The organism is Tepidiforma thermophila, from assembly GCF_002563855.1.
Classification (GTDB): Bacteria; Chloroflexota; Dehalococcoidia; order Tepidiformales; family Tepidiformaceae; genus Tepidiforma; species Tepidiforma thermophila.
In genome coordinates this window covers 538,351-560,918 of record NZ_PDJQ01000001.1, presented here as the reverse complement: position 1 = coordinate 560,918, position 22,568 = coordinate 538,351, and the positions used below count along the sequence as shown (strand labels likewise).

Annotated in this window: 16 protein-coding genes; 8 read left to right on the top strand and 8 right to left on the bottom strand. The window is 71.4% G+C overall.

Annotated features, from left to right (window positions below):
- Positions 1-37 precede the first annotated feature (37 nt).
- The 3 genes from A9A59_RS02655 to A9A59_RS02645 are packed head-to-tail and all read right to left on the bottom strand — an operon-like array spanning position 38 to position 3,847.
- Positions 38-2,266 (bottom strand): S8 family serine peptidase, encoded by a 2,229-nt coding sequence (locus A9A59_RS02655; protein WP_133117482.1) that lies wholly within the window; start codon positions 2,264-2,266, stop codon positions 38-40.
- 25 nt (positions 2,267-2,291) lie between these two features.
- Positions 2,292-3,098 (bottom strand): hypothetical protein, encoded by an 807-nt coding sequence (locus A9A59_RS02650; RefSeq protein ID WP_098502801.1) that lies wholly within the window; start codon positions 3,096-3,098, stop codon positions 2,292-2,294.
- Positions 3,098-3,847, bottom strand: a complete 750-nt coding sequence (locus A9A59_RS02645; RefSeq protein ID WP_098502800.1) for a hypothetical protein — start codon at positions 3,845-3,847, stop codon at positions 3,098-3,100. Before A9A59_RS02645 ends, A9A59_RS02650 begins: the two co-directional genes overlap by 1 nt.
- A gap of 418 nt (positions 3,848-4,265) precedes the next feature.
- On the opposite strand from A9A59_RS02645, the gene fsa reads away from it, so the two are divergent.
- Positions 4,266-4,922, top strand: a complete 657-nt coding sequence (fsa, locus tag A9A59_RS02640) for a fructose-6-phosphate aldolase (RefSeq protein ID WP_098504779.1) — start codon at positions 4,266-4,268, stop codon at positions 4,920-4,922.
- 9 nt (positions 4,923-4,931) lie between these two features.
- Here the strand turns inward: fsa and dnaE are convergent, their stop codons facing one another.
- Complete coding sequence (gene dnaE / locus A9A59_RS02635) at positions 4,932-8,648, bottom strand: DNA polymerase III subunit alpha (protein WP_098502799.1); 3,717 nt, start codon at positions 8,646-8,648, stop codon at positions 4,932-4,934.
- 127 nt (positions 8,649-8,775) lie between these two features.
- Here dnaE and A9A59_RS02630 point away from each other — a divergent pair, with 127 nt between their 5' ends.
- Positions 8,776-9,186 (top strand): hypothetical protein, encoded by a 411-nt coding sequence (locus A9A59_RS02630; protein WP_098502798.1) that lies wholly within the window; start codon positions 8,776-8,778, stop codon positions 9,184-9,186.
- A complete protein-coding gene (locus A9A59_RS02625) occupies positions 9,186-10,742 on the top strand; it encodes a tetratricopeptide repeat protein (RefSeq protein WP_098502797.1) in 1,557 nt (518 codons plus the stop codon). The genes A9A59_RS02630 and A9A59_RS02625 overlap by 1 nt, the downstream gene beginning before the upstream one ends.
- Before the next feature lie 12 nt (positions 10,743-10,754).
- Here the strand turns inward: A9A59_RS02625 and A9A59_RS02620 are convergent, their stop codons facing one another.
- The 3 genes from A9A59_RS02620 to A9A59_RS02610 all read right to left on the bottom strand — a co-directional run bounded on the left by A9A59_RS02620 (position 10,755) and on the right by A9A59_RS02610 (position 15,532).
- Entirely contained in the window at positions 10,755-12,923 is a 2,169-nt protein-coding gene (locus A9A59_RS02620) for a pyruvate, phosphate dikinase (RefSeq protein ID WP_098502796.1), read from the bottom strand.
- Positions 12,924-12,933: 10 nt separating this feature from the next.
- On the bottom strand, positions 12,934-14,667 hold the full coding sequence (locus A9A59_RS02615) for a PEP-utilizing enzyme (RefSeq protein WP_106427047.1): 1,734 nt from the start codon (positions 14,665-14,667) through the stop codon (positions 12,934-12,936).
- A gap of 121 nt (positions 14,668-14,788) precedes the next feature.
- Complete coding sequence (locus A9A59_RS02610; protein WP_098502794.1) at positions 14,789-15,532, bottom strand: PIG-L deacetylase family protein; 744 nt, start codon at positions 15,530-15,532, stop codon at positions 14,789-14,791.
- 277 nt (positions 15,533-15,809) lie between these two features.
- Between A9A59_RS02610 and obgE the strand changes: the two genes are divergently transcribed.
- Both obgE and A9A59_RS02600 read left to right on the top strand, forming a co-directional pair.
- A complete protein-coding gene (gene obgE / locus A9A59_RS02605; protein WP_098502793.1) occupies positions 15,810-17,069 on the top strand; it encodes a GTPase ObgE in 1,260 nt (419 codons plus the stop codon).
- A 68-nt stretch (positions 17,070-17,137) separates the two neighbouring features.
- Positions 17,138-17,920, top strand: coding sequence for an enoyl-CoA hydratase/isomerase family protein (locus tag A9A59_RS02600; protein WP_098502792.1), 783 nt, complete (start codon positions 17,138-17,140; stop codon positions 17,918-17,920).
- Here the strand turns inward: A9A59_RS02600 and A9A59_RS02595 are convergent.
- The gene (locus A9A59_RS02595; RefSeq protein WP_165772452.1) at positions 17,917-18,789 is read right to left on the bottom strand and encodes an SDR family oxidoreductase; all 873 of its coding nucleotides are present in this window, start codon (positions 18,787-18,789) and stop codon (positions 17,917-17,919) included. The genes A9A59_RS02600 and A9A59_RS02595 overlap by 4 nt on opposite strands.
- Positions 18,790-19,000: 211 nt before the next feature.
- Between A9A59_RS02595 and A9A59_RS02590 the strand changes: the two genes are divergently transcribed.
- The 3 genes from A9A59_RS02590 to uvrB all read left to right on the top strand — a co-directional run bounded on the left by A9A59_RS02590 (position 19,001) and on the right by uvrB (position 22,566).
- Positions 19,001-19,351 (top strand): hypothetical protein, encoded by a 351-nt coding sequence (locus tag A9A59_RS02590; protein WP_098502790.1) that lies wholly within the window; start codon positions 19,001-19,003, stop codon positions 19,349-19,351.
- A 79-nt stretch (positions 19,352-19,430) separates the two neighbouring features.
- Positions 19,431-20,228: an enoyl-CoA hydratase/isomerase family protein gene (locus A9A59_RS02585; RefSeq protein WP_165772451.1), complete on the top strand. Its 798-nt coding sequence runs from the start codon at positions 19,431-19,433 to the stop codon at positions 20,226-20,228.
- 217 nt (positions 20,229-20,445) lie between these two features.
- The gene (gene uvrB / locus A9A59_RS02580) at positions 20,446-22,566 is read left to right on the top strand and encodes an excinuclease ABC subunit UvrB (RefSeq protein WP_098502788.1); all 2,121 of its coding nucleotides are present in this window, start codon (positions 20,446-20,448) and stop codon (positions 22,564-22,566) included.
- Positions 22,567-22,568 lie beyond the last annotated feature (2 nt).

Sequence of the window (22,568 nt, the reverse complement as noted above, 5' to 3'; positions counted from 1 at the left end):
CCCGGGGCGGGGCGGCCACGGGGCGGGGCGGCCCCCGCTACTGCATGACGAGCGTGCCGGGCTCCTTCATGTAGACCCAGTAGACCCGCAGGGTGAACAGGCCGCCGAAATCGTTCAGGTAGCGCGGCTGCCCCGGCAGGTGGCTCAGCCAGCGGCCGCTTGCGTTGTCATACTGCAGGACCTGCGTGTACTTCCCGCCGATGCTCGCCAGCGCATCGGCCACGGCCCGCGGCTGGCCTGTGTACGTGAAGTTGTTCCAGCCTGCCGCCAGCTCGATGGTCCGGCCGGCCGGCGGGTTCGGATTGAGCGAGGCTACGTTCGCCGCCGGGGCATCGACCCAGTAGGCGTCGTACTGCTGGATGACGGGGTAGTCGCTGACGACCGACGGCGCGCCGCGGATGAACCGCCGGTAGGCGCCGAGCACCCCCTCCGCCTCGCTGAACGCCCACTTCAGCGGGTCCCACCGGTAGATGGCGTTCCAGGGCAGCGGGAGAGTCGACGCGGCGCCCGGCAGCGGACCCGTCGCCTCCAGGTGCGCCAGGTTCGACCAGCCGCTGCCGATGGTCTGCACCACCACCGAGCCCGGCGGCGGCGAGACGCTGCTGATGAACAGGCCGGCCATGCCGAGGTCGGCGTTCCGCCCGCCCCAGGTGACGGTCGGCTTCGCAGCCAGCCCCCCGATGACCAGCTCGACCGTGGCGCCCGGGGCGCCGCAGCCCGGCTGCTCGGCGGCGCTCTTCACCTTGACGGTGAAGGTCGAGACCGGCCCCGCCGCAATCGCCGAGGTCGAACCGCAGACCGTCGTGCCGACCCGGGCCTCGATGAGCGTCCCGCCGGGAACGTCGCGCCAGTCGTGCTGGGGCACGCCGGTGAGCGAGAGCGGGATGCGGGCGACGGCGCCGCCGATGTTGATGATGCCGCTTCCAGCCCAGTTCTGGCCGTGGGGCGCGGGCGGCGCCGGCGTGGCCGCAGCCCGGGCGGCGGCGATGTAGTCATCGGCGCTCAGCCTGGTGTTGCGGGAGATGAGCAGGGCGAACATCCCGCTCACCAGCGGGGTCGCGAAGCTGGTGCCGCCCTGGAAGCCGCCGTTCGGCTCGCCGATTTCGGCGTAGGGGTTCGAAAGCCCGATATCGGTGCGGGTGGTCGAGAGCAGCCGGTTGCCAGGGGCGGCGAAGTCCACCGCCGGGCCGTAGTTGCTGTAGCTCGCCCAGGTCATGCCATTCAGGTTGTTCGCTGCGCCGACCGCGATCAGGTTCGGGTACTGGGTGTAGGCCGCGGGATACGCCACCCCGGCCGGCTGACCGGGCACGTGGTTGCCGGCCGCCGCCACGACGATGACGCCGCTGTCCTGCGCGAGCTGGAGCGCCGCCCGCAGCGCAGGGATGTCGGCCTGGGTGTGGGGCGGGTCGGAGGCGATGCTGATGTTGATGACGCGCGCCCCCTGCCGCACCGCGTACACAATCGCCTCGGCGATGCGCGTCATGAAACCCTCGCCGCGGCAGTCGAGCGCCTTGACCGTCAGCAGCCGCACCTTCCAGGCGACGCCCGCGACGCCGATGCTGTTATCGCCCGCTGCGCCGATGATGCCGGCCACCAGCGTGCCGTGGCTGCTCGGCATGTCGTCGAGGATGGCGCCGGTCGGCGTCGAGGTGGTGTAGCCGCACATCGCCGCGTTCACCTGCGTCAGGTTGATGAAGCGGCAGCCGTAGCGGTCGTTGATGCAGCCGTTGCCGTCACGGTCGATGCCGTCGCTGCGGTTATCGATGGGGTTCTCCCAGAGCTGGCCGGCGAACTCCGGGTGGCGCACATCGAGCCCGGAATCGATCACGGCGACGATGACCTCGCGCGAGCCGGTGTGCAGGTCCCAGGCGGCGGGCGCGCCGATGGCGGCGAGGTACTGCGCCTGGTTCGGCCCGTTGCCGGAGCCGAGGTAGTACGGGTCGTTCGGGATTTCGGCCGCGCGGACCGGGGCATCGGGCACGGCGCTCACGACGTTCGGTGCGCGGGAGAGCTCGGCGGCGAACTCCGCGGGGTCGCGGCCGGGCGGTACGGGGATGGAGGCGAAGCCCTGCTCGGCGAGGGTGGGCGGCGGCATCCACTCCCGGCGGGCCTGGGCGCGGAGGGCCGTATCGAACTGCACCGCAATGTAGGCCGCCGGCGGCTGCGCCGGGTCGGCCCCTGCCGGGGCCGGGCTGCTGCCCGCTGCACCCGCTGCGCCGCTGATCCCCGCTACCGCCAGGAGAATGGCAAACCAGCGTCGTCGCACGGGGCCTCCTTCCGCCCTCAGGCCGTCAGTTGCCGATCACCCCGATGGCCGGCGTCGGGATCGGCGTGGGCTCCACGGCCGGCGCCTCGCCGAGGAGCTTCGCATCGACCAGGAGCGCGAGTTCGCGTGCCCGGTCGGTCGACATGTACGGGACCGCGCCGAAGGTCTGGATGGCGACCACCGCGTTGCCCCGCCGGAAAACGAAGCGATGATAGACCGAGGGGATGTCGGTCGTCCCGATGGTCGGGCCCAGGTAGCGGAAGGCGGCGGACTGGTTGCCGAGCGGCTTCGCCTGGGCGCGCTCGCTCCCCTTGCGGGCCGCCAGCCGCCCTTCGAGGTAGTCGTAGGCGAGCTTCGCGCCGGCGGGGGTTTCGAAAAGGTAGACCTCGGCCCAGGCGTAGTAGCCGCCCTGGGCGACCTGGGCTGCCAGGCCGACAGGGTCGTACTGCACCTGGTAGCCGTCGAGGATGCGCCACTGCTTCGCCAGCTCCTCGCCCTGGGCGTTCGTGTCGAACCAGTAGGAGGCGGAGAAGGTGCCGAGGTTCATCGCGAACGTCTCGGAGACATTCACCTGCATCTCGGGCGGCATCTCCGAGAGGAGCGGGGCGTACTTGCTGGCCGGCAGCGCCACGGTCGGCTCGGGGCCGCCGGCAAGGCCGCCGGTGCTGGCTGGCGTGGGCTCCTTCACGTTCGTATCAACGCCCGAGCCGCCCCCGGAGTTCCCATCGCCGCCGCTGGCCAGGAGGAGCGTGCCGACTGCGGCCGCCGCGATGACGGCGAGCCCGGCAAGGAGCACGAGGACCGGCTGCGCGGGGCGCCTGCGGCGTGCCATCAGTTCCCGGCCGCGGGCGTGTAGTTGCTCGTCGGCGTCGGCACCGGCGCATCGAGCTGGCCGAGCGCCTTCTTGTCGCTGATGAGCGCGATATCGCGGGCCGCGTCCACCTTCATGAACGGCTCGGCCCCCTTGGTGAGGACCACGCAGACGAGGTTGCCCCGCTGGAAGATGACCTGGTGGTAGACCGCGGCGATGCTCGACTTCCCGATTGTGCCGAGGGTCATCACGTAGGCGGCGCTCTGGTTGCCGACCCGGGCCATGCTCACCGGCTGCATGCCGGGCTGCCCGGCGGCGAACTTCACAAAGTAGTCGTAGGCCTGCTTCGCGCCAGCCTCCTGGGCGAAGAGGTGGCATTCGGTGCGGATGTAGTAGGCGCCGTTGAGGACAGCGGTGTCGCGTCCCTCGGGCGAGTAGCCGGTCTGGTAGCCGCCCTGGTAGCCCCAGTCCTTCAGCAGCTTTTCGCCATCTCCGGACGATTTGAAGACGGCCGTCTGGGCGTAGGCGGCGGCATCGACGGTGAGGGTGCTGGGGATATCGGTAATCCAGTTCGTCCCGAGGTCTTCGACGCGGACGACGTACTTGCTCGCCGGCGGGTCGAGCCGGGGGCTCACGCCCGGGTTCGTGGTTTCGACGGTCGGCGTCTTGCCGGGCGCTGCCGGGGTATCGGCGGCGCCGTCGCCGCAGGCCGCGGCAAGGGGCAGGAGGGACGCGATGGCGCACAGGGCCAGCGCAGGGACGCGGGGCATACCGAACCTTCCCGGGGGCGTTGCTCGTCCGAGTGTACGGGCGCCCACGGGTTCGCGGAAGAAACGGCGAAAGATTCGGGAAGGTCGAGCCGGGCGCGGGCGGCCCGCTCCCGGGGCGATTTCGGGCAAACCGAAAACATTTTTCAGCAGCCTCTTGCACGACCGGTTAGCTTTGCCTAATATGCACGGTGTGGCGCGGCTCAGGGTTCCAGGGCCCCTGCGCCGCCCGCAGGCACCAGGTCGACGCCCTCCTCTTGCTGCGTTCCCCTCAGGCGGACACCTGGACTCCCGACGGCGGCCCCCGCTCCCTTCTCCGGCGGGGGCCGTTCGTTTGCCCGGCGGGTCGGCCGTCATCCCCGTAATCTGCTGCTCCCGTACCATGCAGGGAGCACGCAACGCCAGCCCGGGGATGCCCGCCATGCAGCTCTTCCTCGATACCGCCTCCATCGACGAGGTCCGCGCCGCCGCCCGCTACGGCGTCATCAGCGGCGTGACCACCAACCCGAGCCTGCTTGCGAAGGAGGGCGGCGTGAGCTACCGCCAGCGCATCCAGGAGATCGCCGCGGTCATCGATGGGCCGATTTCGGCGGAGTGCATCTCGCGCACGGCCGACGAGCTGGTCGCCGAGGCGCGCGAGCTCGCCAGCTGGCACCCGAACGTGGTGGTGAAGATCCCGATCGACGCCGAGGGGCTCGAGGCGATTCACCGCTGCAGCAAAGAGGGCATCCGGGTCAACGTGACGCTCATCTTCTCGGCGAACCAGGCGCTCCTCGCGGCGCTCGCCGGGGCCGCCTACCTCTCGCCGTTCGTGGGTCGGCTCGACGATGTCGGCCACGACGGGATGGAGCTGGTGCGCCAGTGCGTGGAGATCGTCGAGACGCACGGGCTGCAGGCGCGGGTGCTGGCGGCGAGCCTCCGCCATCCGCTGCACGTGACGCAGGCAGCGCTGGCCGGCGCCCACATTGCGACCATCCCGCCCTCGCTCCTCCCGCAGATGCTGAAGCACCCGCTCACGGACGTGGGCATCGAACGGTTCCTGGATGACGCCCGGAAGGCGGGACTGCTGAAGGGCTGAGCCCGGCCCCTACGCCGCCCCGGCGACCTTCGTCCCGCCGGTGAGGCGGACCGTGCCCCGCTGCCCCAGCAGGCTGCGGAGGCTCCGCGCCAGCTCCTCCGTCGCATCCGCCCGGGGGAAGTCGAACTCCGTCTCCTCGCCCGCCGTATCCCGGATCACCACCCGCACCTCATCGTTGCCCGGGTGCTGCTTCAGCAGGTCGACCACGGCCTTCAGCAGCGCCTCGTCGGCCAGCACGTCGTCGGTCTCGATGAGCGTGATCGCAAGGCGGACGGCCTCGCCTTCGACCGGGGGCGTCACCCCCGGGCGGCTCGCTTCGGCCGCGGGGCCCGCGGCACGATAGCCGCCGTTCCCGTTCGCACCGTTCGGCGTGCTGCCGTTCGCTGCCGGGCGGGCCGAAGCCTGGCCGTTCGCCCGCGCCGGGGGCGCTGCCGGCGCGGAGCCGGCCTGCGGGCGCCGGGGGGGCGCCTCCACCTGCCACTGGCTCGCCGCGAACCCGGCCGCTGTCCCCGTCTCCGGGTCGAACGGGGCCGCCTTGCGGACCGCGTAGCTGACCCCGCGGTCGCCGCGGTCGCGCACCTCGACCGAACAGACGAGGACGCGCCCCTCGGCCCAGGCCTCCTCGCCGGTGAGCTCGATCGTGTCGCTCCAGACCGTCAGCTCGGCCGTGCCCGAGAGGTCCTCCAGCTCGGCGAGGTAGAACTTCCGGCCGTCGCGGGTGAAGCGAGCCTGCACGCGGGTGAGCATCCCGGCGATGGTCACCGCCTGGCCGGCCAGCTCCGGCCCGAGGTCGGCCACGCTGTGGGTGGTGTAGCGGGCCACCTCCGCGGCCACCGACTTGAACGGGTGGTCGGAGACGTAGACCCCGAGCAGCTCCTTCTCCCAGGCCAGGAGGTCCTCCCGCTTCTGGGGCACCGGCTCGAGGTCGAGCGCGGGCAGCGGCGTTTCGACCTGGCTGCCGAAGAGGTCGAACATCGTCGCCTGGCCCGAAGCGCGCAGTTCGCGCTCGCGCTTCGCGAGCCCGATGAGCCGCTCGGCGTGGGCGGCGAGCGTCGCGCGGTTGTAGGGGCCGGGCGGCCCGCCGAGCATATCGAAGGCGCCGGCCTTCGCGAGGTGTTCGAGGACGCGGGAGTTCGCCGAGGAGAGGTCGGCCCGCCGGCAGAAGTCCTCGATGTCGCGGTAGGGGCCGCCCTGCTCCCGGGCCGCGATGATGCCCTCCACCGCGGCCGAGCCGACGTTCTTGATGACGCCGAGCCCGAACCGGATCGCCATCGAACCGTCCGGGCGGCGCTCCACCACGAAGTTGTCCTGGCTGGCGTTCACATCGGGCGGGAGCACCTCGATGCCGAGCTTCGAGCACTCGGCCACGGCCGCGGCGATGCGGGCGTGGGTATCGGGCGCGTTCTTCGCCAGCTGGAGGAGCGCCGTCATGTACTGGACCGGGTAGTTCGCCTTCAGGTAGGCCGTCTGGTAGGCGATGTGGCCGTAGCACCAGCTGTGCGCCTTGTTGAAGGCGTAGCCGGCGAACGGCTCGATCAGGTCGAAGACGGCCCGGGCATCCTCCTCGCGGTACCCCTTGGCGACGGCCCCGGCGATGAACCGGCCCCGCTCCTCGGCCATAATCTCGGCCTTCTTCTTGCCCATCGCCTTCCGCATGATGTCGGCCTGGCCGAGGGTGTAGCCGGCGAACTTCCGGGCGATGAGGAGCACCTGGTCCTGGTAGACGATGACGCCGTAGGTCTCGTCGAGGATGTCGGCCAGGTCGGGGTGCGGGTAGGTGATCGGCACGCGGCCGTGCTTGCCGTCGATATAGCGCGGGATGTGCTGCATCGGCCCGGGGCGGTAGAGGGCGACCATCGCGCAGAGGTCGGCGATGTTCGTGGGCTGCAGCTCCTGGATGTACCGCCGCATCCCGGCCGATTCCAGCTGGAACACCCCGAACGTTTCGCCCTTGCCGAGCATCTCCATCGTCTTCGGGTCGCCGTCGGGGAGGCGGACGAGGTCGATCACCTCGCCGGTCGTTTCGCGGATGAGGTCGGTGGCCCGCTGGAGGATGGTGAGGTTCGAGAGGCCGAGGAAATCCATCTTCAGCAGCCCGATCTTCGCCACCTGCTCCATGGCGTACTGGGTCATCGGGATGCTGTCCTCGTCGCCGCGGGTGGGGCGCTGGAGCGGCACGTGCTCGATGAGCGGGTCGCGGGAGATGACCACGCCGGCGGCGTGGGTGCTCGCGTGGCGGGCCACGCCCTCCAGCCGCTTCGCCGTATCGACGAGGCGGCGCACTTTCGGGTCCTCCTCGTAGGCCTCGCGCAGCTCGGGCGACTGTTCGAGCGCCTCCGGCAGGGTGATGTGGAGCACATCGGGCACGAGCCGGGCCACCCGGTCGGTCTCGGCGTAGGAGAGCCCGAGGGCGCGCCCGACGTCGCGGATCGCCGCCTTCGCGCCGAGCGTCCCGAAGGTGATGATCTGGGCCACCCGGTCGCGCCCGTACCGCTCGTAGGCGAACCGGATCATCTCGTCGCGCCGGTCGTCGGCGAAGTCGAAGTCCACGTCCGGCATTTCGCGCCGCTCGATGTTGAGGAACCGCTCGAAGACGAGCCGGTTCGCCACCGGGTCGATATCCGTGACCTTCAGCACGTAGAGCACAAGGGAGGCCGCCGCCGAGCCGCGGACGCCCATCCGGATGCCCGACTTGCGGGCGTAATCGGCGATCTCCTTCACCACGAACATGTAGTCGGTGAAGCCGGTCTGGCGGAGGACATCGAGCTCGTAGCGGAGCCGCTCCTCCAGCTCCGGGGTGACGACCTCGAACCGCTCGCGCAGGCCGCGGAAGCAGAGCTCGGCGAGGTAGTCGTCGCTCGTGCGGCCGGGCGGCACCGGCGGCTCGGGGAGGAGCTGCCGGTCGAACTTCAGCTCGAGGTCGCACTCGTCGGCCACGAGCATCGTGTTGGTGATGAACTCCGGGTTCTCGGGGAAGAGCCGGAGCATCTCCTCCTCGCTCTTCAGGTAGTAGCCGTGGCCGTCGAACCGGTACCGGTCGCGCTGGTCGACCGTGGCGTTGGTGCCGATGCAGAGGAGGATGTCGTGAGCCTCGGCATCCTCCGGGAAGGTGTAGTGGCTGTCGTTCGTGGCCACCACGGGGATGCCGAGCTCGCGGCCGATATCGGCGATGACCGGGTTCAGGCGGGTGAACTTCTCGTCGCCGTGGTCCTGCACTTCGAGGTAGTAGTGACCGTCGAACACCTCGCGGTAGTACTTCGCGACGGCGATGGCTCCCTCGCGGTCGCCCTCCTGGATCCGCCGGTGGAATTCGGAGGAAGGGCAGCCGGAGAGCACGGTCAGCCCCTCGCAGTGCTTTTCGAGCAGCTCCCGGTCGATGCGCGGCTTGTAGTAGTAGCCTTCGAGGTTCGCCTTCGTCACGAGGGCGATTAGGTTCTTGTAGCCGGACAGGTTCCGGGCGAGGAGGACGAGGTGGTACGGCGAACTCTCGCTTTTCTCCCGGCTGAAGCGGCTGCCGGGCGCAACGTAGGCCTCGACGCCGATAATCGGCTTGATGCCGCGGGCCACGGCCTCCCGGTAGAAGTCGATGGCGCCGTAGAGCGCGCCGTGGTCGGTCATGGCGATGGCCACCTGGCCGAGCGCCTTCACCCGGTCCATGAGCGGCCCGATTTTGCTCATGCCGTCGAGCAGCGAGTATTCGGTGTGGGTGTGCAGATGGGTAAACATTTCCTGCCCGGGTGCCCCAGTCTACACCCGCCGGCCGCATCAGCGGACGACAGCCTGCCAACCCCGCCCTTCGCAGGCCGCAATAGCCCGCAGACCCGGCCGCAGCCGGGACGTATACTGCGGCCGTATGGCCAGTGAAGCACTCCGCCGCAAAGCGCAGGCCGATGCCATCCTGGAGCGGGCAGCCTTCCAGCTCGCCGACCTCCTCCGCGAGGCAGCGGCCGAGCTCCGCCCCTTCCCGCCCTTCCCGAACGCCCTCTTCACGAACGCGATCGAGGTCGATATCGGCCCGCTCGCCAACAACCCCGATGTCGGCTGCATCGTCGTCGCCGAAGACGGCGAGCTGTACGAACTCCAGATGGGCATCGACCACGAGAGCATCGAGCTGACCGGCTCCTGGGACCCGGTCACTGCCCGCAAGGAGACGCTCAAGAAGGTGGAGCTCCACCCGCGCGACCAGGTGCTCTACCTCTACGAGGCGCTCCGGCTGGTGACGGAGGAGCTGCTCGAACGCGAAGCCGCCCGCGGAGGCGCCTGATGCGCCGCCTGCTCCGCCTCGTCATCGTCGCTGCCATCCTCGCCGGGGCGGCGTACGTCGCCGTGCAGGCCTTCCGGCGGCGCGGGCGGAGCTGGCCGGCCCCCGAACCGGGCTGGACGCCGCCCGCCGTCGAGCCGGTCGTCACGATCGAGGAGGACGAGGCGCTCGAGCAGGAGATCGCGGACGCCGAGGCCGAAGGGATGCGCGCCCCCGACTGGGAGCCGGCCACCGACGTCGCCATCGACGAGACGGGCCACGTGGTCGAGCCCGAACCGCCCGCCGAACCGGCGATCGTTGAGGAGCCGCAGGCAGGAGCCGCTCCCGCCGCCGGGCCTGCTGACGCGGAGGAGCCCGGGGCGCCGGAGGAGCTCAGCGACGAGGCCGTGCGGCAGCTCTTCGCCGAGGCTGCCGAGCTGGAGCGCGCCGTCGCCGAGTTCGAACAGCTCGAGCAGGCGTTCGCGGGCACCTTCGGCGGCATCGCACCCGCCGAAACGGCAGAGGCGCGCGAGGACCTCGACTTCGCCGCCATGCTCGCCGCGAGCGAACCCGGCGCCGGGCCGCTCATCCTGCCGATCGAGGACGAGGCCGAACCGGCGGCCGAGCCGCTCCCCGCGGAGGAGGCGCCCGCCCCGGCGGAGCCCGACATCATCCTCAGCCGGTTCGAAGAGCTGGCCGCCATGCCCGAGCCGGAGGCGCCGCCCGCGCCCTCCGCCGCCGAGGAGCTCGAGCGCCAGGCCGCCGACGCCGCCAATGAAGGCATGGCGCCGCCGCCGGGTGCGCCGCCGGTCGACGAGGCGCGCGATGCGTCCGGCGCGAACGTCGCTGCCGAACCCTCGGCCGGTCCGGCGGTCCAGGAGGCCGGCCCCGAGGAGCCGCTCCCCGCCAGCCTCGAAGAGGCGCTGGCTGACCTCCAGCCGGCGCCCATCCAGCGGCCCCCGCGGCGCACCGCCGAGTCGTACGTCGACGAGGGGAACGTCTACTTCAACGTCGGGCAGTTCGCGCTCGCCATCGACCGGTACACGGCCGCCATCGAACTCGACCCCGGCCTGGCCGCCGCCTACTACAACCGCGCCAACGCATACACCCGCTCCGGCGAGTTCGAGAAGGCGCTGGCCGACTACAACCGTGCGCTCGAGCTCCAGCCGAACGACCCCGACGCCCTGAACAACCGCGGCATGCTCCACCTCTACCGCGGCAACAGCGCGGCTGCCCTCGCCGACTTCGACGCCGCGCTGGCGGTCGACCCCGGCGATACCACGGTGATGGTGAACCGCGGGCTCGCCCACCTCCACGGCGGCGACGCGGCGGCGGCGCTGCTCGACTTCGTCGCCGCCGCCGGGCTCGACCCCGACGACCCCGCCGCCCACTACGGCGCAGCCCAGGCCGCTGCTGTGATGGGCAACCGCGAGGAGGCGCTCCGCCACGTGCAGCGGGCGCTCGCCCTCGACCGCGGCTACGCCCGCGAGGCTGCCGCCGACCCGCGCCTCGCCATCCTCCAGGGCGACCCCGAGTTCCTCCGCCTGCTCCGCGAAGCCGGCCAGGCCCGCCAGGGGTAACGCGCCGGCTGCCTACTCCTCCCGGCGGCGCCCGCTCAGGGCGATCAGCTCTTCGTGCAGCTCGAACCAGATGGTGTGGTAGCTCTCCTTGAGCGGCGAGGCGAGCATCGACCGGTCGCCGGCGCGCACGGCGGCCAGCGCCTGCTCGAACCGCCCCGCGAAGGGCGCCAGCCGCGGCACGAGCGCCGCAGCCTGCGCGACCACCGGCCCCAGCCGGGCGTGCAGCTGTTCGAGCCCGGACAGGGCCGCAGCCCAGGCGGCGTCAGCTTCGGCCGGCGCGGCCTGCTGCCAGCTGCTGACCAGCGCCTTGAACTCCCGGTCGAGCACATCGAAGGCCGTGAAGGCCGCATCGATCGCGGCCGGGTCGATGGCTGCCCGCTCCGCCGCGAGGGCTTCGAGCACGGCATCCCGCCCGGCCGGCAGCATGGCGAAGCCGCGCGGCGTCTCCCGCACCAGCCCGGCCCCGGCTGCAGCGCGCAGCTCCGCCTCAACAGCGGCAACGTCGGCTTCGAGCACGGCGGCGACCCGCTCGGCGGCGGCCAGCCCCTTCAGCCCGAGCGCCCGCAGGACGTCGAACCGGCTCACGGGCCGGGCCCCGGGCGGGACAGCCGCGACGCCATCGCCGGGGCCTGCCTCGGCCAGCTCGGCGGCCCACTGGCGCAGCAGCCGCACCTCCGGGATGTCGGCGGCGCCGTCGGCCCGGCAATCGCCGGCGAACAGCAGCCCGCGCGTCCCGTCGACGGTGACCCACTCCCCCTCGGCGATACGGCGCCCGCCGACCACGAGGGCGTCCTCCTCCACGACGGCGTCCTGCAGGCTGCAGACGGCGGGAATCGCCCAGCCCCGGGCCACCACCGCGGCGTGGCTCACCACCCCGCCCGTTGTGGTGACGAGGCCGGCCGCAGCCACCATGCCGTGCACGTCGGCGGGCGAGGTCTCGGGCCGGGCCAGCACCACGCTCACGCCCTGCGCGGCGAGGCTGGCCGCCCGATCGGGATCGCAGCAGAGCACGCCGGCGCCGACGCCGGGCGAAACGGCGAGCCCCCGCCCGATCGGCGCGGCCGCCGCGTCGACCCCGCCCAGCCTGGCGAGGGCCTGGAGCGTCTCCGGCCCAACCCGCTCGACGGCCTCGCGCCGGGTGAGCGGGAAGGCCGGGTCCTCGGCCATGTCGACCGCAATCCGAACCGCCGCCAGCGGACTGCGCCGCCCGACGCGCACCTGGAGGATGTAGAGCGCGCCGCCCATCACGGTGAATTCGACGTCGCACATGTCGCGGTAGTGCCGCTCCAGCCGGTCGAGGTGGCGGAGCAGCTCGTCGTAGACCGCGGGGAGCTGGCTGCGCAGCGCCTCCAGGCCGCTGACGGCGTGGGTGCCGGCGACCACGTCTTCGCCCTGGGCCCGGGCGAGGTAGTCGCCGAAGGCGCCGCGCGCGCCGGTCGAGGGGTCGCGGGTGAAGGCCACGCCCGTGCCCGAGCGCTCGTCGAGGTTGCCGAAGACCATCGCCTGCACCGTGGCGGCCGTGCCGAGCGTGCCGTCGATCCCCTCCCGCTCGCGGAAGACCCGGGCGCGGTCGCACTCCCAGGAGCGGAAGACGGCGCGGATCGCCTCGGTCACCTGCGCGAACGGGTCCGCGGGGATGCCGCCGAACCGGTCGGCCAGGGCGCAGACGCGCCCGGCTGCGGCGAGCAGCCCTTCGGGCGTGTCATCGTGCATGGCCGCATGGTTCACCTCGTCCTCGGGCAGGCCGAGGACGATGGCGGCGTAGCCGCGCACGAACCGGAGCCAGGTATCGGCCGCGAAGCGGGGGTCGCCGCTTTCGCGGGTGAGCGCCTCGCGGACCGCCGGGGTCATGCCGACGTTGAGCAGGGTGTCCATCATCCCCGGCATCGACACCGGGGCACCGGAGCGGACCGAGACGAGGAGCGGGCGTTCGCCGCCGCCGAAGGTGCGGCCGGTGGCCGCCTCGAGCCGGCGGAGGCCGGCCCGGACCGCGTCGTCGAGGCCGGCGGGCCACCCTTCCGCAAGGAACCGGCGGCAGACCTCCGTCGTGACGGTGAAGGCCGGCGGGACGGGCAGGCCGAGCTCCTGCGTCATCGTGACGAGACCGGCCGCCTTGCCGCCGAGCAGGCGTGTCGCATCGGCGCCCGCCGGGAGGGGGTCAGCGAGGCAGACGACATCCATGGCCGGCACCTCAGGGCAGCGCCACGACCGTCACGGTCCCGGCGTCGCCGTCGACGGTGATGGTCGCGCCGTCGGGGATCCGCTTCGTGGCGTTGGTCACGGAGGGCACGCAGGGGATGCCGAGCTCGCGGCTCACGATCATGGCGTGGCTCTGAGCCGCACCGACATCGACCACCACGGCCGCGGCGGGGACGAAGAGCGGCGTCCAGGAAGGGTCGGTGATCGGCGCCACGAGGATGTCGCCCGGTTCGAGGCCGCGCGGATCGAGCGGGTCGAGGACAACGCGGGCGCGGCCGGTCGCCTTCCCGGCGCACCCCTGGAAGCCCTGGAGCACCTCTCCCGGCTTCACCGGCTCGGTGGTGACGTCGGCCTTCTTCGGCCAGGTTTCCGGGTCGGGGATTTCGCCCCAGAAGACGAACGGCTCCTGCCGGCTGGCGTACTCCTCGTAGAGCGCCTTCCGCTCGCGGATGGTCGAACCGTACTTCGCCGGGTGCTGCAGCCAGTCGTCGAACTCCTCGGCGAGGAGGAAGGCGTAGTCGCCGACGTCGTCGAGGTGCCCGGCGGCGACCATCCGCCGGCCGATGGTGTGGAGGGCCATCCGGACCTCGTGGATCATCCGGATGTTGTTCGTCTTGGTCCGTTCGCGGCCGGCCTGGAAGCCGCGGGCGGCATTGGCGGCGGCGAGGAAGAGGCCCTGGTTCTGCGGGTCGCCGGCGAGCATCGCGGCGATCTCCTGCGTGACCCGCTCGCGCTCGGCCGCGAGCTCCTTCTGGCGCGCCTCGGGCGAAGCGCTCTCGGGGGCGAGCCGCATCCGGTCGATGGCGGCCAGGGCGAGCTCCGGCTTCGTCTCCCAGGTGTGGCAGCGGCTCTCCCATTCGTTCGGGCCGCGGCAGCCGTAGTCGTAGAGGAAGGCATCGAAGGCCTCGAGGAAGCGCTGGCCGTTCTCACCGAGGCCGCGGATCCGGTCGAGCACACCCTCAACGCCGGCGTCGAAGGCGGCCGTCAGCTCGCGGTCGGCGGCGATCATCCGGCCGAGCTTCCACATGGCAAGCGAGGGCGCGGCCGATTCCACGTCGCCCACGCCCTGGATGACGCGGAGGGCATCGGCCGGCCGGCCCACCGCCGCGCAGATCTGCGTCACCGCGCCGACCGGGACCGTGGAGATAAAGGTGGTGAAGATGTGCTCGGAGAAGAGGCGCCGGTGGTTGGCGAGCGCGACCCCCTTCCCGTAGGCCCAGAGCGCCTCGTTCGAGAGGTTCTCCAGCTCGGGGCGGGCCGCCCGCAGCCCGGCGACGCGCTTCGCATCGAGCGCCGGCCGCTCCAGGTGCTGCACCGTCATCGCCCACTCGAACGTCTTCGCGAGCGCCGCGGTCCGCTCTTCGTTGTGGTCGCCGGGGGCCGGCTCGTAGGGCGGCACGCCCGGCTGGGCCCCGTAGAAGAGGTCGTCCATCGCCTGGGCCGAGAGGCCGGGCGCCCGCTCGCCGAGGATGCGCGTCACCTGCGCGTTCAGGTAGCAGTACGAGCCGAAGATCCCGAGCGTCTCCATGTTGTCGGGGTCGAACTCGTCGTACGTGAACGCGCCCATGCGCACGAGCGCGTCGCGCCAGGCGCCCTCCGTGTCCTTCTCCATCAGGAGCGAGAAGGAGAGCGGTGCGACCGGGTCGGGGAAGACCTCGCCGACGTTGGCGCGGGTCCAGAGCGGGTACCGTTTGCTCGGCCGGGTGCCGACCACCCACGGCTTCATGGAGGCCTCCAGGGGCAGGAGATGCGGCGCGCTGCGGCCGCCCGCGCGCCGGGACCGTATTCTGCCATAGACGGCCGGTATGGGTGGTATAGCCCGCGCGCTGGCCGGCCGGCCAGTTGCGCTAGCGCCAGGCGGGCGGCGCCTCGTGCACCGGGTCGGCTTCGATGATGAACCGCCGGAAGGCCTCGGCGGCGGCAAGCCCCTTCGGCTCGCCCGCCATGCGCGCCATCCCCTCGACGAACAGCGCCACCTCCGGCGCGAGCTGGCTCGGGTGGCAGAGGAGGGCCTGTTTCTTCAGCTCCAGCGTCTCCGAGATATCGACCCACGCATTCGGGTGGGCCGCCGCGCCGAGCCACACCTGCCGCACCTTCCACGGTTCGTAGCCGTCGACCAGCAGCTCCGGGAAGGTGAGCCGGTCGCGCGCCGCCGGGAAGACGGCGTCGAGGGCCGCATCGCCGGCCGCGCGGTGGTCCGGGTGGTTGATGTAGGTGTCGGAGAGGAAGCGGTTGGTCGGGTCGAAGGTGATGACGGAGTGCGGGCGGTACTTCCGGATGAGCCGGGCGAGGTCGCGCCGCAGCTCGAGCGTGGGCTGGAGGTAGCCGTCGGGGTAGCCCATGAACTCGAAGTTCTGCACGCCGAGGACGGCGCCGGCGGCGCGCTGCTCGGCCTCGCGGATGGCGGCCAGCCGCTCGGTCGTCATTTCCGGGTCGTCGCTGCCCTTGTCGCCCTTCGTGATGACCACATAGGTCACCTCGCAGCCGCGGGCGGCCCACTTCGCCACCGTCCCCGCGCAGAGGAACTCGGCGTCATCCGGGTGGGCGACCACCACCATCGCACTGGGCGGGACGAACTCGGTTGCGGTCACGGGAGGCCTCCTTCGAACGTTGCATCGTGCAACCATCCTACCCCGCGGCGTTGGGAAACCGTTGGGTTTGGCCCCGCAGCCGTTGGGTTTGGCCCGCGCGAACCCACCGCTGCCGCCGAAACCGGGGCCGGCCGCATCGCGTTTCCAACGCCCGCCGCCCGGATCTCGAACGGTTTCCCAACGGCTCCCGGATTCGAATCCAACGCTCCCAACGGCCTGGTACTGCTCCTGATCAGATCTTCCAATCCATGAAAGGGCATGGTTCCATGGGATCGGGATGCTTGATGCAGTCGAAATCACGGTGAAGGGCGGAAACGGCGGCCACGGCCTCGTGAGCTACCACCGGGAGAAGTTCGTGCCCCAGGGCGGCCCCGACGGCGGCGACGGCGGCCGCGGCGGGCGCGTCTTCCTGCGCGCCGTCGATGATGTCTACACCCTCGAGCTGTACCGTTCGCGGAAACGGTTCCAGGCCGGCGCCGGCGGCAACGGCGGCCCGAACCTCCGCCACGGCGCCAACGGCCAGGACCTCTACCTCGAGGTGCCGGTCGGCACCGTCGTCTACGATGCCGAGACCGGCGACCTGCTGGCCGACCTGGCGGAGGTTGGCCAGGAGGTGCTCGTCGCCCACGGCGGCCGCGGCGGCTGGGGGAACAAGCGGTTCGCCACGCCGACCAACCAGACGCCCGGCTACTCCCAGAAGGGACAGGAGGGCGAAGAGCGGCGGCTCCGGCTCGAGCTTCGGCTCCTCGCCGATGTCGGGCTGATCGGCCTGCCGAACGCCGGCAAATCCACCCTGCTGGCGGCCGTTTCGAACGCGAAGCCGAAGATTGCGAGCTACCCGTTCACCACCCTCGAGCCGATGCTCGGCGTCGTCAACGTCGGCTGGGAACGGTTCACCCTCGCCGACCTGCCCGGGCTGGTCGAAGGCGCGTCGGAGGGGTACGGGCTCGGCTTCGAGTTCCTGAAGCACGTCCGGCGGTGCCGCGTCCTGCTCCATGTCGTCTCCTGCGAATCGCCCGACCCGGTCACCGACTACGAGCTGATCGAAGGCGAACTGCGCGCCTACGACCCCGGGCTGGAGCACGTCGCGCGGGTGGTGGCCGTCACGAAGGCCGACCTCGACCATGCCGCGGCGGAGCGCTCCGCGGAGGCGCTCGCGGCACACCTCGGGCGGCCCGTCAGGGTGATCTCGGCGCACGACGGCACCGGCCTCGGACCGCTCAAGGAGGAGCTGATGGCGCTCGTGAAGGCCGAACGGGCGCGGGCCGCCAGCCAGCCGCCCGCCGAGGTTCCGGTCATCCGGCCGGCGCCGGTCGACCGGTTCGTCGTGACCATCGACGAAGACGGCCGGTACGTGGTCGATGGTTACACGGCGGTCACTTTCGTGAAGATGATGGACACCGGGATGCCCGGGGCGCTCGACGAGGTGATGCGCCGGCTCGAGCGGTGGGGCATCGCGAAGGAGCTGCGCCGGCTCGGCATTAAGCCGGGCGACGTGGTGGTCTTCGACGACGTCGAGATCGCCTGGGAAGGGTGAACGGGCGCCTTCACAGGCGCCGCCCGGGGGCGTAGGCTCCCCGCACCACCATCGCGGGGAGCAATGCCATGGAGTACGAGCAGATCCTCTACGAGAAGCGGGGCCACACCGTCATCATCACGATGAACCGCCCGGAGCGGCTGAACGCCTGGACCTGGAAGATGGCCGCGGAGCGGAACGACGCCTTCCGGCGCGCCAACGCCGACCCGGAGGTCGCCTCGATCATCCTGACCGGGGCGGGCCGCGGCTTCTGCGCCGGCGCCGACGTGCGCGACGCCTTCCAGCGCGGCCTCGATTCGCAGGGACAGGCCCGCCGCGAGGAGCGCGACACGACGAACTACGTCGAGCTGGTCCGCACCTCGAAGCCGATGATCGCCGCGGTGAACGGCGTGTGCGTCGGCGTGGGGCTCACGTCGATCCTGCCCATGGACATCATCATCGCCTCCGACCAGGCCCGCTTCGGGATGTTCTTCGTGAAGATGGGCCTCGTGCCGGAGCTGGCGAGCACCTACTTCCTCACCCAGCGGGTCGGCTTCGGCATGGCGAGCGATATGTGCCTCACCGGCCGGCTGGTCGATGCCGAGGAGGCGCTGCGCACCGGGCTGGTGCAGAAGGTGGTCCCGCACGAGCAGCTGATGGACGCGGCGATGGAGTACGCGAACATGCTGGCGCAGAACCCGGACCGCCAGATGGGCTGGATCAAGGAGCTCATCACGAAGAACGGCGCGAACCCGGACTACAACGAGGTGATGCGGCTGGAGCACGGCCGGATCGCCGAGTGCTACAGCACGCCGGAGCACCGCGAGGCGGTGGCCGCCTTCCAGGAGAAGCGGCCCGCGAAGTTCCGTTAGCCCTGGCCGCGGCGGGCGGCGTCGCGCATCGCCTGCCACTGCTCGGCGCTCAGCCCCAGCGCGGCGGCGAGCCGCTGCCCGAACTCCTCGAGCGACCGCCCGGCCGTGAGCCCGCCGTCGACGACAATCGCCTGGCCGGTGACGTAGCTCGCTTCGTCGCTCGCCAGCCAGAGGGCGGCGTTCGCGATATCGGCCGGCTGGCCGGAGCGGCGGAGCGGCGCCCAGTCGGCGAGGGCGGCATCGATCCGCGGCAGGAGCGCCTCCGCGGCGGGCCCGCTCAGCCCCATGCCGGCCGCGAAGATGTTCGTGACCGTCACGCCGGGGCAGATGGCGTTGACGCGGATGCCGAACTCCGCCAGTTCGACCGCGAGGCAGCGGCTCAGGTGGGCGACCGCGGCCTTCGCCGCGCTGTAGACCACCGGACCGAAGCCGGCCTGCAGCCCGGCGACGCTGCTCGTGTTCAGGATGACCCCGCGCCGGGCCGGCTTCATCGCCCGGGCGGCGTGCTTCGCCCCGAGGAAGACCCCGCGGAGGAGGACCGCCATCGTCTGGTCGTAGGCGGCCATGTCGAGCTCGTCGATCGGCCCGGACACGCCGCCGAAGCCGGCGTTGTTGAACATCACATCGAGCCGGCCCCAGCGGCCCAGGGCGTGGTCGACCGCGGCGGCGACCTCGGCCTCCTCCGCGACGTTGGTGCGGAGGAAGCTGGCCTGGGTGCCGAGCGCCTCGGCGAGGTGGTGGCCGCGCTCCTCCTGGACATCGGCGATGACGACGCGCGCGCCCTCGGCGACGAACGTGCGGACCGTCTGTTCGCCGATGCCGCTGGCGCCCCCGGTGACGATGGCGACCTGCCCTTCGAGCCTGCCCATGGTGGGGAATCCTCCGGAACGGTGTGGTGGGCGCGAGTCTACGGGCCGCGGCGATGACGGGCGACCTGCCCGCCGCGAGAGGCCCGCGAGAGGGGGACCGGCAGAGTACCGTCCCAACCCCGGCGCTGATCGCGGCGCGGGGCAGCTGTCGTACGTTTCGTGCCAGCCTTGGCAGTATCCCCGCCATACGCCCGGGCAGCGGAGGCAGCGCATGGCCGGTGAACACGCCTGCTACACCGTCGTCGAGGTGCCGGCGCGGCTAACGGGCGCGTGGCTGGCAGCGGGGGAGTGGCTGAAGGTGCCCGCCGGGGGACGCGTCCTCGTCGATGCCGCGGCACTCGAGACGGCGGAGATGGAGGCGGGCGCCCTCGCGGCTGCGGCTGAGCAGCTCGCGGCCCGGGCGGGGCGGATCGCGGTCTACGCGCCGGGGGACCTCGCGTTCGGGCTGGCGCGGCAGGCGCTCCAGCTGGCCGGGGTGGCCGAGGGGGTGACGATGGCCGTCTTCCGGGAGCGGGAGGCGGCGCTGCGCTGGCTGCTGGGCGGGGAAGGAGCGGCGAAGTAGCCCCTGTGCGCCGGTGAGTAGCTTCCTGCAACCGACGCGTGTATCGTCCGGGCATCACCAGCACCGGAGGGCAGCCCCCGTGTCCAACCTCATCGCCATCGAAGACGCCGGCCACGTCCGGACCATCCGCCTCAACCGTCCCGAGGTGAAGAACGCCCTCAGCCAGGAGCTCGCCTGGGGCGTGGTCACCGCCATCGAGGAGGCGATGGACGTCGACGACGTCTGGCTCATCTGCCTCACGGGCACGGGCGACGCCTTCTGCTCCGGCCTCGACCTCCGCGGGCCCGGCGACTACAGCCCGAAGTCGCCGCTCAACACCCAGCTCGACGACCTCGGCTGGGTCTCCCAGTTCCTCCTCACCCTCCGGCAGAAATGCGAGAAGCCGATCGTCGGCGCCATCAACGGCGTGGCCGTCGGCGCCGGGCTCTCCCTCGCGCTCGCGACCGACATCCGGCTGATGAAGCGGAGCGCCCGCATCCTCGCCGGCTACCCGCGCATCGGCGGCTCGCCCGACGGCGGCATGACCTTCACCCTCTCCCAGGCGATCGGCTACGAGCAGACCATGCGCTTCCTGCTCGAGAACAAGACGGTCGATGCCGAGGAGGCGCTCCGCCTCGGGCTGGTCGGCGAAGTGGTCGACGATGACCGCTGGGAGGCGCGCGTCGCCGAGTACTGCCAGCGCCTCTGCGCGGCGGTTTCGCCGATCACCATGCGGCTGACGAAGCGCACGGTGGTGAAGGCGACCACGCCCATCGACCTGGAGGCGCAGTGCCGGCTGGAGCTGGCCAGCATCCGCATGGCGTTCGCCAGTGAAGACGGCCGGGAGGCGCGGGCAGCCTTCCTCGAGAAGCGGCCGCCGGTGTTCAGGGGGCGCTGAGCAGGTCTGATCGGGGCGATCATCGCCCGTTCCCCCGCCGTTTACACACGGCGCGCAGGATGCGCACCCGGTTCCCGGCGCCGATCACCCCAGGGGCAAACGGAGCGATCGGGGCGCGTTGCGGGCCGACCGTCGCGGGCGCAGGCCGGGATGCGCCCGCTTCTCTCCTCCTCGTCGCCCGACGCCGGCGTCGGGCCGGTCGGCTACACTGGTTCGTATGACGGCCATCGTCCGACCGCAGCCTGCGCCCTTCAAGCTCGTCTCCGACTTCCAGCCGACCGGCGACCAGCCCGAGGCGATCGAGAAGCTCGTCGCGGGGCTGGAGCGGGGCGACCGCTACCAGACGCTGCTCGGGGTCACCGGCTCGGGCAAGACGTTTACCATCGCGAACGTCATCGCCCGCACGGGGCGGCCGACGCTCGTCCTCGCCCACAACAAGACGCTCGCCGCCCAGCTCTGCGCCGAGCTGAAAGAGTTCTTCCCCGAGAACGCGGTCGAGTACTTCGTCAGCTACTACGACTACTACCAGCCCGAGGCCTACGTCCCGCGGACCGACACCTACATCGCCAAGGACGCGGACATCAATGACGAGATCGACAAGCTCCGCCATGCGGCCACGCGGGCGCTCTTTACGCGGCGGGACGTGATCATCGTGGCGAGCGTGAGCTGCATCTACGGCCTCGGCGAGCCGGCCGAATACCAGGAGTTCGTCCTCCGCTTCCGGAAGGGCGAGCGGTTCAGCCGCCAGGAGGCGGTGCGGCGGATGGTCTCGATGCAGTACGAGCGGAACGACCAGAACGTGGTCCGCGGGCGGTTCCGGGTGCGCGGCGACTCGCTGACCATCCTCCCGAGCTACGAAGAGCTGGCCGTGCGCATCGACTTCTGGGGCGACGAGGTCGAGCGGATCGTCGAGCTCGACCCGCTGACCGGCGAAATTGTGGCCGAGCGCGACGAGATCGACATCTACCCGGCGAAGCACTTCGTGACGACGAAGGACCGGCTCGAGCAGGCGATCGCCGGCATCGAAAAGGAGCTGGAGGAGCAGCTCGCCTGGCTCCGCTCGCAGGGGAAGATCCTGGAGGCGGCCCGCCTCGAAGAGCGCACCCACTACGACATCGAGGCCCTCCGCGAGACCGGCTACTGCCCGGGCATCGAGAACTACTCCCGCCACTTGCAGGCGCGGGAACCCGGCTCCACGCCCTGGTGCCTGCTCGACTACTTCCCCGACGACTGGCTGCTCGTCGTCGATGAGTCGCACATCACCCTGCCGCAGGTGCAGGGGCAGTACTTCGGCGACCGCTCCCGCAAGGAGACGCTCGTCGAATACGGTTTTCGCCTCCCCTCCGCGCTGGACAACCGCCCGCTCACCTTCGAGGAGTTCGACCGCCACATCAACCAGGCGATCTTCGTGAGCGCCACCCCGGGCGACTACGAGCTGCGCGTCTCGAGCCAGGTGGTGGAGCAGGTCATCCGCCCGACGGGCCTGCTCGACCCCGAGATTGTGGTGAAGCCGACCAAGAACCAGGTCGACGACCTGATGGACGAGATCCGCCGGGTGGTCGATAAGGGCCAGCGCGCGCTGGTCACCACGCTCACGAAGAAGATGGCCGAGGACCTCGCCGACTACCTGAAGGAGATGGGCATCAAGACCCACTACCTCCATTCGGAGGTGGAGACGCTCGACCGGGTGGAGATCCTGCGCGACCTCCGGCTCGGGGTGTACGACGTGGTGGTCGGCATCAACCTGCTGCGCGAGGGGCTCGACCTGCCGGAGGTGTCGCTCGTCTGCATCCTCGACGCCGACAAGGAGGGGTACCTCCGTTCGAACCGGTCGCTCATCCAGACGATCGGGCGGGCCGCGCGCCACGTCGAGGGCCGGGTGGTGATGTACGCCGACACCATTACGGGGAGCATGCAGCAGGCGATCGACGAGACGTACCGGCGCCGGCGGATCCAGGAGGAGTACAACCGGAAGCACGGCATCCAGGCGGCGAGCATCCAGAAGGCGGTGCGCGACATCACCGACCACGTCCGCATGCAGGCCGCCGAGGAGAAGGCCGGCTACGATGCCGGCCCGGCGCCGGAAGCGCTGCCGAAGGACGAGCTGCTGCGGCTGGTGAAGGAGCTCGAGCAGCAGATGAAGGCCGCCGCGAAGAACCTCGAGTTCGAGAAGGCGGCGGCCCTGCGCGACCGGATCGTGGAGCTCCGCCGCGAACTGGTGGGCACCGATGCGGAAGAGCTGGCCCTCTTTGCGGCGGCCGCCGGGAAGGGCGGGCCGCTCCGCTTCGGCCGGAGCCAGGCGGGCGGCCGCGACCGCTCCCGGCGCTACCGGCGGTAGGC